Genomic DNA, 15,455 nt, shown 5'->3' with positions numbered 1-15,455 from the left:
AGAACGCAAACCCTTGGCCCTGCGCTCTTGATATGGAAATAGTATTAGCTTTCAGATGAAGCGATACCGTCGGGGGTCACTTCTCGACGCGTTTTTCCAGTTGTTTCAATCGTCGCGCGATATCGTCCAACTGACGAATACGTGCCGCACTCTTGCGCCATTCAGCTGCCGGCTGCATCGCCGTTCCGGACGAATACGCGCCTGGTTCGGTAATAGAGTGAGTCACCATGGTCATTCCGGTGAGGAAAACGTTGTCGCAGATCTCGATATGCCCCACCAAACCGACACCACCGGCCAACATGCAGTGCTTGCCGATTTTAGTACTACCAGAAATCCCGACACACGCGGCCATCGCCGTATGGTCACCGACCTGCACGTTGTGCGCGATCTGAATCTGGTTGTCGAGTTTGACGCCATTGCCAATGACCGTATCCGCCAGGGCACCACGGTCGATGGCAGTGTTCACACCGATCTCGACATCATCCCCAATGGTCACGCCGCCGATCTGGGCAATTTTTTGCCAGACACCCTTTTCGTTGGCAAAACCAAAACCTTCGCCACCCAGCACGGCACCCGACTGAATCACGACGCGCTTACCGATGCGAACATCGTGATAAAGCGTCACACGCGGAGCCAGCCAGCCACCCTCGCCGATTACACAGCGAGCACCGACAAAGCAATGAGTCCCGACAGTCACGCCCGCCGCAATTCGTGCGCCGCTTTCAATCACTGCAAAGGCGCCGATGCTGGCCGCAGGATCTACCACTGCATCAGCCGCAATCACAGCCGAAGGATGCACACCGGCAACTGCCTTGGGCTTGGGGTCAAACAGGTGGGAAATACGGGCGTAGGCCAGATAAGGGTCCGGTACCACCAAAGCATCACCGGCATATTCTTGCGCGTCGTCCGGCTTGAGCAAAACGGCTCCAGCCTGGCAATCGACCAGGAATTTGCGGTACTGCGGGTTGGCCAGAAAGCTCAACTGAGCTGGGCCAGCCTCTTGTAAAGTGGCTAGCCCAGTGATTTCTTTCTCCGCGCTGCCACGCAAGGTGGCACCGAGGAACTCGGCCAATTGGCCGAGTTTTATAGTCGCAGTCATAATTACTTCAGCTGATTCATGCGCTCAATGACTTGGCGAGTGATGTCGTATTGAGGTTTGACATCAATCACTGCACCACGCTCGAACACCAGGTCATAAGCGCCTTTCTTGATGACTTCTTCAACAGCGCTGTCCAGTTTTGGCTTCAGCTGTTTCAGCATTTCACGGTCAGCAACGGCTTTGGCTTCGTTCAGTTCCTTGGACTGGAACTGGAAATCACGAGCCTTTTGCTTGAATTCAAGCTCCAGACGCTCACGCTCGCCTTGCTGCATTTTGTCGCCGCCTTTGACCAGACGATCCTGAATGCCTTTGGCACTGCTTTCCAGGGACTTCAGTTTGGTCAGTTGCGGACCGAATTTCTTCTCGGCATCTACGGCGTAACGCTTGGCAGCGTCAGATTCCAGTAGCGCCATCTGATAGTTCAGCACAGCAATTTTCATGTCGGCAAACGCCGGACCTGCTACCAGAACCGAAGCCAGGAGAACCAATTGAGTCAACTTACGCACGATGCACTCCTACTAAATCCGTTGTTTATCTAAAGTCAGGCTTTTAGAAAGTCTGGCCGAGGGAGAACTGGAACACCTGGGTATCTGCGTCATCCGGTTTCTTGATCGGCATGGCCAAGCTGAAGCTCAACGGGCCAAGTGCAGTCACCCACGTTACGCCAACACCCACAGAGCTGGCCATATTACTAAAGCTGATATCGCAATCTTTGGTGGTCGACTTGCAGTTTGTGTCGAACACATTACCCACATCCCAGAACACCGACGTGCGAAGGGAGCGTTGATCTTTGACGAACGGCATAGGGAACAGGACTTCGGCACCGCCCTGGATCAGCACGTTACCACCGAACGGTAGCGGATCTTGATCCGGGTCGCTCTTGTTGGGCGTGCTGCGCGGGCCCAGCGCACTGTCTTTGAAGCCACGAACCGAGTTGAAACCACCGGCATAGTAGTTCTCATAGAACGGCAGACCCGAGGTCGAACCATAACTGTCACCATAACCCAGCTCTGTGTGCAGACGCATGGTGTAGGTATCGGTCAACGGCTGGAACAACTGGGCACGGTAGTCCAGCTTATAGAACTGGAGGTCGCTGCCCGGAATCGTTGTTTCAAGCGTCAGGCTTTGCGAACTGCCGCGAGTCGGCAACACGCCTTTGTTCAGGGTCGATTCGGACCAGCCCGCAGAGGCCTTGAAGTTCAGGAACTTGTCGCCTTCCTTGTTGATGAAATCGAAGATTTCGTCAACGGTGTAAGTGCCTGTACTGATTTCATCCTGCTGCACGCTCAGACCATAGGTCAGGCGCGAGGTATCACTGATCGGATACCCCATGGTGATACCGGCGCCCAGACTGTCAACCGAGTAGTTCGCTACATCAACATCAAGGTCTTTGTAGTCGGTCGTGCGGTAGAACGCGTTGTAACCCAGGCTCACGCCATCAGCGGTCCAGTACGGATCGACATAACTGAAGTTGTAACGACTCTGGTATTCACTGCGGGTCAAACCTACGCTGACGCGGTTACCCGTACCCAGGAAGTTGTTCTGGGTGATCGAACCACCCAGGATCAAACCGGCGCTTTGGGCAAAGCCGACGCTGGCGGTGATCGAACCGGAAGCCTGCTCTTCTACGGCGTAGTTCACATCAACCTGGTCGTCTGTACCGGGCACAGCCGGCGTTTCAACGTTCACTTCCTTGAAGAAGCCCAAACGCTCAAGACGAACCTTTGACTGGTCGATCAGGTATGTCGATGCCCAACCACCCTCCATCTGACGCATTTCACGACGCAGCACTTCGTCTTCCGACTTGGTGTTACCGCGGAAGTTGATACGGTTGACATAAGCACGCTTGCCCGGATCAACCACGAACGTGATGGCTACAGTGTGGTCTTCAGGGTTTGGCTGAGGTACGCCGTTAACGTTGGCGAAGGTGTAGCCTTCGTTACCCAGACGACGGGTAATCAGTTCGGAAGTTGTGGTCATCAGCTTGCGCGAGAACACTTGGCCCGGCTGCACCAGCAACAGCGACTTGATCTGATCTTCAGGGACCTTGAGGTCACCGCTCAGCTTCACTTCGCCAACATTGTATTTTTCGCCTTCGTTCACGTTGACCGTGATGTAGACGTTTTTCTTGTCAGGGGTGATCGACACCTGAGTCGAGGCGATATCCATGTTGATATAGCCACGGTCGAGGTAGTACGAGCGCAGGCGCTCTAGGTCACCGGACAGTTTTTCACGCGCATACTTGTCGTCATTCTTGAAGAAGGACAACCAGTTGGTGGTTTTCAGTTCAAACAGGTCAACAAGGTCTTCTTCCGGGAAGACGGTATTACCCACCACGTTAATGTGCTGGATGGCCGCCACGGTGCCTTCGTTGATGTTGACCTTGAGGGCAACACGGTTGCGCGGCTCGGACACGACTTCAGTGTCGACCGTTGCCGAGTAACGACCTTGGGCAACGTACTGACGCTGCAGTTCGTTACGCACGCCCTCGAGGGTGGCACGCTGGAAGATTTCACCTTCGGCAAGACCCGACTGTTTCAGACCTTTCATCAGGTCATCAGTGGAAATGGCCTTGTTACCGTCAATGGTGATGCTCGAAACGGAAGGACGTTCGACAACCGTAATGACGAGCACATTGCCATCACGACCCAGTTGGATATCCTGAAAGAAACCGGTTTTGAACAACGCACGAGTGGATTCCACCAACCGGCGGTCATCCGCTACCTCACCCACGTTCAGCGGCAACGCGCCAAACACGCTACCAGCGGAAACCCGCTGCAGCCCGTTGACACGAATATCAGAGATAGTGAAGGACTCGGCGTGAACTTCGGCGATCATCAGTACGGTGAGAACCGCAGTTAGCAGCAGACGTTTCATGAAGTCCTTTCTTATTCCAACTGGCAATAAACAAACTGCCGCAAAATGCGGCAGATTCGCAATTCAGCGAAGCGTTTACAGACGTCCCAGATCGTTGACCAAGGCAAGCAACATCACCCCGACCACCAAACTGATACCGATCTGCATTCCCCAACCCTGCACCCGATCCGACAAGGGACGACCACGCGCCCACTCGATCAGATAAAACAACAAATGCCCCCCATCCAGTACCGGGATGGGCAACAAGTTCAGAACCCCAAGGCTGATACTCAGATAAGCCAGGAAATTCAAGAAATCCGCGACACCCGACTGGGCAGAAGCGCCCGCCACTTTAGCAATGGTTATCGGTCCACTCAAGTTTTTTACCGAGAGCTCGCCGAACAACATTTTCTTGAGTGAGTCGAGCGTCAATACGCTCATCGTCCAAGTCCGTTTGGCGCCCTCGCCGATCGCGGCGAGCGGGCCGTAACTGACCTCGCGAATCATCTCCGGCGGCCAGTCCACACCTTTGACCCCAGCCCCCAGATAACCGGTTGCTGCCTTGCCCTCACCGCGAGCAGCCAGTGCAACTCGAATGTCAATCGGCATCCCGTCGCGCTCAACGCGCAATACGATTTTCGCCTCAGGACGAACCCGGACCCAGTCCACCACCTGCTGCCAGTCCTTGATCGGCTGATCATTCATGGCCAGCAGTTTGTCACCGGTTTTGAGGCCCGCAGCTTGTGCCGGCCCTTTTGGATCAAGCTCAGCTAATACGGCTGGCAACTCCGGACGCCAAGGACGAATTCCCAGCGAGCTGATTGGATCAGGCTCATTAGCGCCCTTCAACCAGTCATGCAGAACCAGCTCATGAGTGGACTCGGAAGTCCCTCCCGCCTCACGAACCGCCACTTGAATCGAACCGCTCTCGCCAAGGCGACGCACCAGCTGCAGATTTACATTGGACCAACCCGACGTGGGCTCTCCATCAATCGAAACGATTTCCTGCCCGGCAACCAGACCTGCTTGCGCTGCCAGACTGCCGCCTTCAACAGCACCGATGACAGGACGGACTTGCTGGCTGCCCAACATGGCCAGAATCCAGAAAAATACCATCGCCAGCATGAAGTTTGCGACAGGGCCCGCGGCAACGATGGCAATACGCTGCCCGACTGTTTTGCGATTGAAGGATTGACCCAGCTGCTCAGCGGGCACCTCCCCTTCTCGCTCATCAAGCATTTTGACGTAGCCGCCCAACGGGATGGCTGCCACTACAAACTCCGTGCCCTGGCGGTCGTGCCAGCGCAGCAAGGGCGTGCCGAAACCCACAGAGAAACGCAGAACCTTGACGCCACAACGGCGCGCCACCCAAAAGTGACCGAATTCATGAAAAGTGACCAACACCCCCAACGCAACCAGGGTGCCAACAATCATATAAAGCGCACTCATCTACTTTCTCCGTGATCCTGTCCGGTTCCGGCAAGCAGCACTGATCAGCCCTGACGGCTCAACCATTGATCAGCCAACTCCCGTGCCTTGGCATCGGCGGCAAATACTGCCTCTAACTCATTAACGGGAACCACTGACTCAGTGCTTAAAACGTCTTCAATCAATTGTGCAATCTGCGGGTAGCGGATTCGCCCATCAAGGAAGGCCGCCACCGCCACCTCATTGGCCGCATTGAGCATGGCCGGCGCACTATCACCAGCGGCGGCAGCCTCACGGGCCAGGCGCAGACAAGGAAAGCGCTGTTCATCCGGACGCTGGAAGTCCAGGCGTGCAACAGAAAACAGATCCAGAGGCGCGACCCCCGAATCAATACGCTCTGGCCACGCCAAGGCATTGGCAATCGGCGTGCGCATGTCCGGATTACCCAACTGCGCAAGCACCGATCCGTCTACATAGTCCACCAGCGAGTGAATGACGCTTTGCGGATGAATCACCACCTCAACCTGAGCAGGCTTGGCATCGAACAGCCAGCACGCTTCAATCAACTCAAGGCCTTTGTTCATCATACTCGCCGAATCGACCGAAATTTTTCGCCCCATCGACCAGTTAGGATGAGCACACGCCTGATCGGGGGTGACATGCTCAAGGTCAGCCAATGGCGTTTCTCGGAAAGGACCACCCGAGGCCGTCAGCAAAATCCGACGCACGCCCACCTGACTCAGCCCACGAGAAAAATCCTGCGGCAAACACTGAAAGATCGCATTGTGCTCGCTATCAATGGGCAGCAACACCGAACCGCTACGACGCACCGCCTGCATGAACAAGGCGCCAGTCATGACCAGCGCCTCCTTGTTCGCCAACAGGATTTTTTTACCGGCATTGACTGCCGACAAAGTAGGGCGTAGCCCGGCAGCACCAACAATGGCTGCCATGACCGCATCCACTGAAGGCGCTGACGCTATTTCACACAAACCCTGCTCACCTGCCAACACTTCGGTGTTGAGGCCCGCCGCGCGCAGGTCAGCCTGCAGCTGACGAGCGGAGCGCTCGTCAGGAACCACTGCAACCTGAGGCTTGTGCTGAATGCACAAGGCCAGCAGTTCCGCGAGACGGCTATAACCGCTCAGCCCAAATACTTGGTAGCGATCAGGGTGGCGAGCAATGACATCCAGCGTGCTAAGCCCAATCGAACCTGTAGCACCCAGAACTGTAATCTGTTGAGGACGGCTCATGACGCAGCCATCCACAGCAACACGGCAAACACAGGAATGGCCGCGGTCAGACTGTCGATGCGATCAAGCACACCGCCATGCCCCGGCAGCAAATTACTGCTGTCCTTAATGCCGGCCTGACGCTTGAACATGCTTTCTGTGAGGTCGCCCACCACTGAAATCAATACGATGATGGCAGCGCCCGCCAAGGCAGCAAGCATCTGAGGCGCACTCCAACCGCGCACCACACCGACAACCGCCGTGATCAGCAAGCTCAGTATCAGACCGCCAAAAACACCTTCCCAACTTTTACCCGGACTGACTTTAGGGGCCAGCTTGCGCTTGCCGAACTTGCGCCCGGAAAAGTACGCGCCGATATCAGCGCCCCACACCAGAACCATCACCGCCATGATCAGCCAATTACCCAGCGGCATTGCCTTGATCATCACCAACCCTTGCCAGGCCGGTAGCAAGATCAGCAAGCCGATTACCAGCTTGACTGCAGTACTGGACCAGCGTGACGCGGAATCTGGAAAGGTGAGGACCAAAAACGTCGCCAACGCCCACCAAACCACTGCAGCCACCAATACCCACGGGGCAAGGTCAGGCAACAGGTGCAGGCCGAACAGCAACAAGGCCACGACGAATGCAAAACCGACACGTGCCGTTTGAGCGGCAAATCCGGCAAGGCGCGCCCATTCCCACGCCCCAAGGGTGACCACCAGCCCGATGAAGAGCGCGAAGTTGGACCCTTCAAGAAGGAAAAAGCCGCACAAAGCGATTGGCAGCAGGATAAGTGCAGTGATGATGCGTTGCTTAAGCATTAAACCCGGGCTCCAGCCTCAACCTGCTCGCTCGTTTTACCGAAACGACGCTGGCGAGAAGCGAAATCAGCCAGTGCATTACGCATGGCTTCGTGTTTGAAGTCCGGCCAGAACAGGTCGGAGAAGTACAGCTCGGAATAGGCCAACTGCCACAGCAGGAAGTTGCTGATACGGTGCTCGCCCCCTGTGCGGATACACAGATCAGGCAAAGGCAGATCACCCGTTACCAGGCAGGTTTGCAACAAGTCCGGCGTGATGTCTTCAGGCTGCAAATGACCGGCCTGAACCTCACGCGCCAGACGTTGCGCAGCCTGCGCAATGTCCCACTGCCCGCCATAATTGGCAGCAATTTGCAGGACAAAGCGCCCGCTGCCTGCGGTGATCGCCTCCGCTTCGCGCATTGCTGCTTGTAGCTCGGGATGAAAACGGGAGCGATCGCCAATAATACGCAGGCTGATGTTGTTTTCGTTGAGACGCTTGGCCTCACGACGCAGCGCCTTGAAGAACAAATCCATCAAGGCACTGACTTCAGCCGCAGGACGCTGCCAGTTTTCGCTGGAAAACGCGAACAGGGTGAGCACTTCGACCTTAGCCTCGGCACACACCTCAATCACGGCACGGACTGCATCCACGCCAGCTTTATGCCCAGCGACACCCGGCATAAAGCGCTTCTTCGCCCAGCGATTATTGCCATCCATGATAATCGCGACATGTCGCGGCACGGATGGCGACACAGCCTGCTTGGTCTTTTCCATAAAACGCCCTGACCCTTATACGGCCATCAGGTCCGCTTCTTTCTGCTTGGTAGCCGTTTCGATATCCGCGACAGCCTTGTCGGTCAGTTTCTGGATCTCGTCAGCAGCGCGACGCTCTTCGTCTTCACTGATTTCCTTCTCTTTGACCAAGTCTTTCAACTGGCTCAACGCGTCGCGACGGATGTTACGCACGGCAATACGCGCATCTTCAGCTGCGTCACGCGCCTGCTTAGCGAATACCTTACGGGTTTCTTCCGTCAGGGCCGGCATGGAGATCAACAGCAATTCGCCCAGGTTGGTCGGATTGAGGTTCAAACCAGCACTTTGAATCGCTTTATCCACGGCCTGAAGCATGTTGCGCTCGAAAGCCACGACTTGCAGGGTGCGAGAGTCTTTAACGGTAACGTTAGCTACCTGGCTCAGCGGGGTATCAGCACCGTAGTACGGCACCATTACGCTGCCCAAGATGCTTGGGTGAGCCTTGCCGGTACGAATCTGGCCAAATGCATGGCTCAGCGATTCCAGCGATTTCTGCATGCGCGTTTGTGCGTCTTTCTTGATTTCGTTGATCATTGTTGACCTTCCTCGATCAGAGTACCTTCAGCGCCGCCGTGAACGATATTGAGCAGGGCGCCGGGTTTGTTCATGTTAAAGACACGCAATGGCATCTGGTGGTCGCGGCACAGACAAATAGCTGTCAGGTCCATCACGCCCAGCTTGCGATCCAGCACTTCATCGTAAGTCAGATGATCGAACTTCTCGGCATGCGGGTCTTTGAATGGATCAGCGGTGTACACACCGTCAACCTTGGTGGCCTTGAGCACGACATCGGCGTCGATTTCAATGGCGCGCAAGCAAGCGGCAGAATCCGTTGTGAAAAATGGATTACCGGTGCCCGCAGCGAAAATCACCACTTCTTTCGCGTTCAAGTGACGCATGGCCTTGCGACGGTCGTAGTGATCCGTCACACCCACCATGGAGATGGCCGACATTACGATGGCGGAGATATTCGCACGTTCCAGCGCATCGCGCATCGCCAGGGCGTTCATCACGGTCGCAAGCATCCCCATGTGGTCGCCAGTAACGCGATCCATACCCGCAGCGCTCAACGCAGCGCCACGGAACAGGTTGCCACCACCAATCACCAAACCTACCTGAACGCCGATACCCACCAATTGGCCGACTTCCAGCGCCATGCGGTCGAGCACCTTGGGGTCGATCCCGAACTCTTCAGAGCCCATCAGGGCTTCGCCGCTTAGCTTGAGTAGAATGCGTTTATAGCGAGCTTGATAACCACTGCCCTGCTGAGCCATTGCGAATCTCTCCTGCCGCGTTTTATAAAAAATCTGTGCGAGGCCGTTTTCAGCCTGCGCTTACTCTAGCTCGGTGCTGCACAACAGCACCATCGGATCACGATTTTGTAAACCGGTTCCGCCGGGCAAGGTAAAACCTTCACCCATTTGAAAAGAGGCTGCGCGCGTGAGCGGGCAGCCTCTTGGGGTCGACAGTTGAAACCGTCTTATTGCTTGTTGGCTGCAGCCACTTGAGCAGCAACTTCTTCAGCGAAGTTGTCAACTGGCTTCTCGATGCCTTCGCCTACTTTGAAGTAAGTGAAGGAAACGATTTCAGCACCGGCCTTCTTGGCCAGCTCACCGACCTTGATTTCAGGGTTCTTGACGAACGCCTGCTCAACCAGGCTAGCTTCAGCCAGGAACTTGCTGATACGGCCTTTGACCATATTTTCAACAATGTTTTCTGGCTTGCCTTTGATTTTTTCTTCGTTCAGCTGCAGGAACACGGCTTTTTCGCGCTCGATTGCTTCTTCAGAAACTTCCGAAGGCAGCAGGAACTCAGGGTTGCTAGCTGCTACGTGCATGGCGATGTCACGAGCCAGTTCAGAGTTGCCGCCTTTAAGCGAAACCACAACACCGATTTTGTTGCCATGCAGGTAAGCGTCAACCACGTCACCTTCAACACGCACCAGACGGCGAATGTTAACGTTCTCGCCAACTTTGGCAACCAGCGCTTCACGAGCAGATTCTTGAGCGGCGATCAGCGGAGCTGCGTCGGTCAGTTTGTCTGCAAACGCTTTTTCAACGCTGTCAGCCACGAATTTTTTGAAGTCGTCTTGCAAAGCCAGGAAGTCAGTTTGCGAGTTGACTTCAAGAATAACGGCAGACTTGTTATCGTCAGCAACTTTAACTGCGATAGCGCCTTCAGCAGCAACGTTGCCTGCTTTTTTGGCGGCCTTGATGGCACCCGAAGCACGCATGTCGTCGATGGCTTTTTCGATGTCGCCGCCAGCCTTGGTCAAGGCTTTCTTGCAATCCATCATGCCTTCGCCGGTACGCTCACGCAGTTCTTTAACCAACGCTGCAGTAATCTCTGCCATTTCAAAATTCCTCTTGGATAGGTTTTCAACCATTCCACCCGACCAAACGGGCGTTCAATTCGTGTGAAGCCTGCCTCGATGCAACCCTGCCAGCCGCAATTTGATACAGCAACGACAGAGGCCTGTCCAACAAATGGATTTCGAGGTGGCAAAAAGGGGGCCAAGCCCCCTTTTTGCGTACTGAGTAAACGCTAGGCGTTTATTACTCAGCCTTCAACCGCTGCAGCTGGAGCGTCTTCGACGAAAACGTCGGTGCCGCCAGCAACGTGGTTACGGCCACGGATAACAGCGTCAGCCATCGCACCCATGTACAGCTGGATGGCGCGGATTGCGTCATCGTTGCCTGGGATGATGTAGTCAACGCCTTCCGGGCTGCTGTTGGTATCGACAACGCCGATTACCGGGATGCCCAACTTGTTAGCTTCGGTGATCGCAATGCGCTCGTGATCAACGTCGATAACGAACAGAGCGTCTGGCAGACCGCCCATGTCCTTGATACCACCCAGGCTACGATCCAGCTTTTCCAGATCGCGAGTGCGCATCAGCGCCTCTTTCTTGGTCAGCTTGGCGAAAGTACCGTCTTCTGCCTGCACTTCAAGGTCACGCAGACGCTTGATGGAAGCACGGATGGTTTTGAAGTTGGTGAGCATGCCGCCCAACCAGCGGTGATCCACGTACGGCGAACCGCAGCGTGCTGCTTCTTCAGCAACGATCTTGCCAGCGGAACGCTTGGTGCCGACGAACAGAATCTTGTTTTTGCCCTGAGCCAGACGCTCTACGAAAGTCAGAGCTTCGTTGAACATTGGCAGGGTTTTTTCAAGGTTGATGATGTGAATCTTGTTACGCGCGCCAAAGATGTATTTACCCATCTTCGGGTTCCAGTAACGGGTTTGGTGACCGAAGTGCACACCGGCCTTCAGCATATCGCGCATAGTGACTTGGGACATGATAGTTCCTTAGTAAGTCGGGTTAGGCCTCCACGTATCCCAATGACCAACCAGCAGCTTCGAGCTGAAGGCACCCAGGTCATCGTGTCGACACGTGTGTGGGTTTGTGCTCACCGGGCTATACCCGGAAAGCGGCGCATTTTATAACACAAGACAGCCAAAAAACGAAACACGGATTCTGACTTTCTTCTACGCGCTTTTGCGCAAGCAGCGCAATAGCGCCAGAATGCGCCATTCCATTAAGAGAAGCGATGGCGCAAGGCTCATGATTAACGCCGACCGTCTGTTAGAATCTCGTTTTTTCGCGGTGTGGGACGCCAATTGTCACTTCACACCTGCAATCCCGTTGAAGAGCGCTAGCGCGCGAAGAGAGCCCGTATGACCGTCACCCTCAAAACCCCCGAGGACATCGCAAAGATGCGAGTCGCCGGCAAACTGGCCGCCGACGTCCTGGAAATGATCGCCGAGTACGTCAAACCCGGTGTTACCACCGAAGAACTGGACCGCATTTGCCACGATTACATCGTCAATGTGCAAAAGGCCATCCCTGCGCCGCTCAATTACAAGGGCTTCCCGAAGTCGATCTGCACCTCGGTCAATCACGTGGTCTGCCACGGCATCCCGGGCGACAAGGCCCTGAAGGACGGCGACACCCTGAACATCGACGTCACGGTGATCAAGGATGGCTACCACGGCGACACCAGCCGCATGTTCCACGTCGGTAAAGTACCGGTCTGGGCCGAGCGCCTGTCGCAAGTGACCCAGGAATGCATGTACAAAGCCATCGAAATCGTCAAGCCGGGCTGCCGCCTGGGCGATATCGGCGAAGTCATCCAGAAGCACGCCGAAAAGAACGGTTTTTCAGTGGTGCGCGAGTTTTGCGGCCACGGCATCGGCAAGGTATTCCATGAAGAGCCGCAGATCCTGCACTACGGCCGCGCGGGGACCGGCATGGAGCTAAAGGCCGGCATGACCTTCACCATCGAGCCGATGATCAACCAGGGTAAGGCAGACACCAAAGTACTGGGTGATGGCTGGACCGCAATCACCAAGGACCGCAAGCTGTCGGCCCAGTGGGAGCACACCCTGCTGGTGACCGACACCGGCTACGAAATCTTCACCCTGCGCAGCGATGACACCATCCCGCGCGTTTCGGCCTGATGTTTGCAGTCGCTTCTTTATAGATAGCCACAACCCAGCAATAGGAAAGCCAATCGATGCCGCAGGTGGATCCCGAACTTTTTGACCGTGGCCAGTTCCAGGCCGAGCTGGCATTAAAGGCAAGCCCCATTGCCGCATTCAAAAAGGCGATCCGCCAGGCACGTGAAGTGCTCGACGACCGTTTTCGCAAAGGGCGCGACATTCGTCGCCTGATCGAAGATCGCGCCTGGTTCGTCGACTGCATCCTGAATCAGGCCTGGGATCAGTTCAGCTGGAGCACCGACGCTGACATCGCCCTCGTGGCCGTGGGCGGCTACGGCCGTGGCGAGCTGCACCCCTACTCCGACATTGACCTGCTTATCCTGCTGGATAACGCCGATCACGAAATTTTTCGCGACTCCATTGAGCGCTTTCTGACACTCCTTTGGGACATTGGCCTGGAGGTCGGTCAGAGCGTGCGCTCGGTGGACGAATGCGCCGAGCAGGCGCGGGCCGACCTCACCATCATCACCAATCTGATGGAAAGCCGCACCGTGGCGGGGCCTGAACATTTGCGCCAACGCATGCTGGATGTCACCAGCACCGCGCACATGTGGCCCAGCAAGGATTTCTTCCTGGCCAAGCATGCCGAACAAAAAGCCCGGCATCACAAGTACAACGACACCGAATACAACCTGGAGCCTAACGTCAAAGGCTCACCCGGCGGCCTGCGCGACATCCAGACCATCTTGTGGGTAGCACGGCGCCAATACGGCACCCTGAGCCTGCGCGCACTGGCCGGGCAGGGATTTCTGGTGGAGAGCGAGCACGCCCTGCTCGCCTCCTCCCAAGAGTTTTTATGGAAGGTTCGCTACGCCCTGCACATGCTGGCCGGGCGCGCCGAAGACCGCCTGCTGTTCGACCACCAGCGCAGCATCGCTGAACTGCTGGGTTTTACCGGCGATGACACCAAGCACCTCATCGAAAACTTCATGCAACAGTATTACCGGGTGGTCATGAGCATCGCGCAGCTCAGCGACTTGATCATCCAGCACTTCGAAGAGGTGATTCTCGCCCCTGACGACGAAGCGCCGCCGACCCCTATCAACTCGCGCTTCCAGCTGCATGACGGCTATATCGAAGCCACCAGCGACAACGTGTTCAAACGCACACCGTTCGCCATGCTGGAAATCTTCCTGCTGATGGCCCAACGCCCGGAAATCAAGGGCGTGCGCGCCGATACGATTCGTCTGCTGCGTGAACACCGCTACCTGATCGACGATGATTTCCGTAACGACATCCGCAACACCAGCCTGTTTATCGAGTTGTTCAAATGCAAAATCGGCATTCACCGCAACCTGCGACGAATGAACCGCTACGGCATTCTCGGACGCTACTTGCCTGAATTCGGCTTTATCGTCGGCCAGATGCAGCACGACCTGTTCCACATCTACACTGTCGACGCCCACACGCTTAACCTGATCAAACACCTGCGCAAATTGCAGTACACCCAGGTGTCCGATAAGTTTCCGCTGGCCAGCAAGTTGATGGCCAAGCTGCCGAAACCGGAACTCATTTACCTGGCAGGCCTTTACCACGACATCGGCAAAGGCCGCCACGGCGACCATTCCGAGATTGGCGCCGTGGATGCCGAAGCCTTTTGCATCCGCCATCAACTCCCGCAGTGGGACACGCGCCTGATCGTGTGGCTGGTGCAAAACCACCTGGTGATGTCGACCACCGCCCAGCGCAAAGACCTGTCCGACCCGCAAGTGATCCACGATTTCGCCCAGACGGTCATCGACGAAACCCACCTCGACTACCTGTATGTGTTGACCGTAGCCGACATCAACGCGACCAATCCGACGCTATGGAACTCGTGGCGGGCCAGCTTGTTGCGCCAGCTCTACACCGAGACCAAGCGCGCTTTGCGGCGCGGGCTGGAAAACCCGGTCGACCGCGAAGAGCAGATCCGCCAGACCCAAAGCGCCGCGCTCGACACGTTGGTGCGCAATGGCAACGATCAGGACGATGTCGAGCAGCTCTGGTCGCAGTTGGGGGATGACTATTTTCTGCGCCACACCTCCTCCGATGTGGCATGGCACACCGAGGCCATCTTGCAACAACCGGCAGACGGCGGCCCGCTGGTGCTGATCAAGGAAACCACCCAGCGCGACTTCGAAGGCGGCACGCAGATATTCATCTACGCCCCCGACCAGCACGATTTCTTCGCCGTGACGGTGGCGGCGATGGACCAACTCAACCTGAACATCCACGACGCGCGCATCATCACCTCCAGCAGCCAGTTCACCCTCGACACCTACATCGTGCTCGATAACGATGGCGACTCGATTGGCAACAACCCCGAGCGCATCGAAAAGATCCGCAAGGGCCTGACCGAAGCCCTGCGCAACCCGGATGACTACCCGACCATCATCCAGCGCCGCGTACCGCGCCAGCTCAAGCATTTTGCCTTCGCGCCGCAGGTAACGATCCATAACGATGCACAACGCCCCGTAACGGTGCTCGAACTCAGCGCTCCCGACCGGCCCGGGTTACTGGCACGCATCGGCATGATCTTCCTGGAATTCGATCTTTCCCTGCAAAACGCCAAGATCGCCACCTTGGGCGAGCGCGTCGAAGACGTTTTTTTCATTACCGATGAGAACAACCAACCCTTGTCTGACCCACAACTGTGCATACGGCTGCAGGAAGCAATCGTCGAGCAATTAACGGTCAATAAAGATTCCGCCCCAGAACCGTGGCGCCTGAGCATTTAAGC

At 56.1% G+C, this 15,455-nt stretch carries 12 protein-coding genes and 1 pseudogene; 2 read left to right on the top strand and 11 right to left on the bottom strand.

Features of this window, described 5'->3' with window-relative positions:
* Positions 1-44: 44 nt before the first annotated feature.
* The 11 genes and pseudogenes from lpxD to rpsB form a co-directional block, all read right to left on the bottom strand.
* Positions 45-1,099 (bottom strand): annotated as a pseudogene (lpxD, locus tag HBN68_RS11730) (UDP-3-O-(3-hydroxymyristoyl)glucosamine N-acyltransferase).
* Between the two features lie 2 nt (positions 1,100-1,101).
* Positions 1,102-1,605, bottom strand: a complete 504-nt coding sequence (locus HBN68_RS11725) for an OmpH family outer membrane protein (RefSeq protein ID WP_016781988.1) — start codon at positions 1,603-1,605, stop codon at positions 1,102-1,104.
* Positions 1,606-1,648: 43 nt separating this feature from the next.
* Positions 1,649-3,976: an outer membrane protein assembly factor BamA gene (bamA, locus tag HBN68_RS11720; RefSeq protein WP_094992420.1), complete on the bottom strand. Its 2,328-nt coding sequence runs from the start codon at positions 3,974-3,976 to the stop codon at positions 1,649-1,651.
* A gap of 75 nt (positions 3,977-4,051) precedes the next feature.
* Positions 4,052-5,404, bottom strand: coding sequence for a sigma E protease regulator RseP (rseP, locus tag HBN68_RS11715; RefSeq protein WP_169964189.1), 1,353 nt, complete (start codon positions 5,402-5,404; stop codon positions 4,052-4,054).
* A 44-nt stretch (positions 5,405-5,448) separates the two neighbouring features.
* On the bottom strand, positions 5,449-6,636 hold the full coding sequence (gene ispC / locus HBN68_RS11710) for a 1-deoxy-D-xylulose-5-phosphate reductoisomerase (RefSeq protein WP_094992422.1): 1,188 nt from the start codon (positions 6,634-6,636) through the stop codon (positions 5,449-5,451).
* Complete coding sequence (locus HBN68_RS11705) at positions 6,633-7,439, bottom strand: phosphatidate cytidylyltransferase (RefSeq protein WP_094992423.1); 807 nt, start codon at positions 7,437-7,439, stop codon at positions 6,633-6,635. The genes ispC and HBN68_RS11705 overlap by 4 nt, the downstream gene beginning before the upstream one ends.
* On the bottom strand, positions 7,439-8,194 hold the full coding sequence (gene uppS, locus HBN68_RS11700; RefSeq protein ID WP_169964187.1) for a polyprenyl diphosphate synthase: 756 nt from the start codon (positions 8,192-8,194) through the stop codon (positions 7,439-7,441). The genes HBN68_RS11705 and uppS overlap by 1 nt, the downstream gene beginning before the upstream one ends.
* A gap of 15 nt (positions 8,195-8,209) precedes the next feature.
* Positions 8,210-8,767 (bottom strand): ribosome recycling factor, encoded by a 558-nt coding sequence (frr, locus tag HBN68_RS11695; protein WP_047277208.1) that lies wholly within the window; start codon positions 8,765-8,767, stop codon positions 8,210-8,212.
* Entirely contained in the window at positions 8,764-9,507 is a 744-nt protein-coding gene (gene pyrH, locus HBN68_RS11690; RefSeq protein WP_047277210.1) for a UMP kinase, read from the bottom strand. Before pyrH ends, frr begins: the two co-directional genes overlap by 4 nt.
* Positions 9,508-9,713: 206 nt before the next feature.
* Positions 9,714-10,586 carry a translation elongation factor Ts gene (tsf, locus tag HBN68_RS11685; protein ID WP_169964185.1) on the bottom strand — a complete coding sequence of 291 codons (873 nt, stop codon included), beginning with the start codon at positions 10,584-10,586 and terminating at the stop codon, positions 9,714-9,716.
* 206 nt (positions 10,587-10,792) lie between these two features.
* A complete protein-coding gene (gene rpsB / locus HBN68_RS11680; RefSeq protein ID WP_047277214.1) occupies positions 10,793-11,533 on the bottom strand; it encodes a 30S ribosomal protein S2 in 741 nt (246 codons plus the stop codon).
* A 378-nt stretch (positions 11,534-11,911) separates the two neighbouring features.
* Between rpsB and map the strand changes: the two genes are divergently transcribed.
* Positions 11,912-12,694, top strand: coding sequence for a type I methionyl aminopeptidase (gene map / locus HBN68_RS11675; RefSeq protein WP_094992426.1), 783 nt, complete (start codon positions 11,912-11,914; stop codon positions 12,692-12,694).
* 56 nt (positions 12,695-12,750) lie between these two features.
* Complete coding sequence (locus tag HBN68_RS11670; RefSeq protein WP_169964183.1) at positions 12,751-15,453, top strand: [protein-PII] uridylyltransferase; 2,703 nt, start codon at positions 12,751-12,753, stop codon at positions 15,451-15,453.
* The last annotated feature ends 2 nt before the right edge of the window (positions 15,454-15,455 follow it).

It is taken from the genome of Pseudomonas sp. WS 5078, from assembly GCF_012985745.1.
Lineage (GTDB): Bacteria > Pseudomonadota > Gammaproteobacteria > Pseudomonadales > Pseudomonadaceae > Aquipseudomonas > Aquipseudomonas lundensis_A.
Note: the sequence above shows the minus strand (reverse complement) of the source record. Positions and strands in the feature narration are given on the sequence as shown.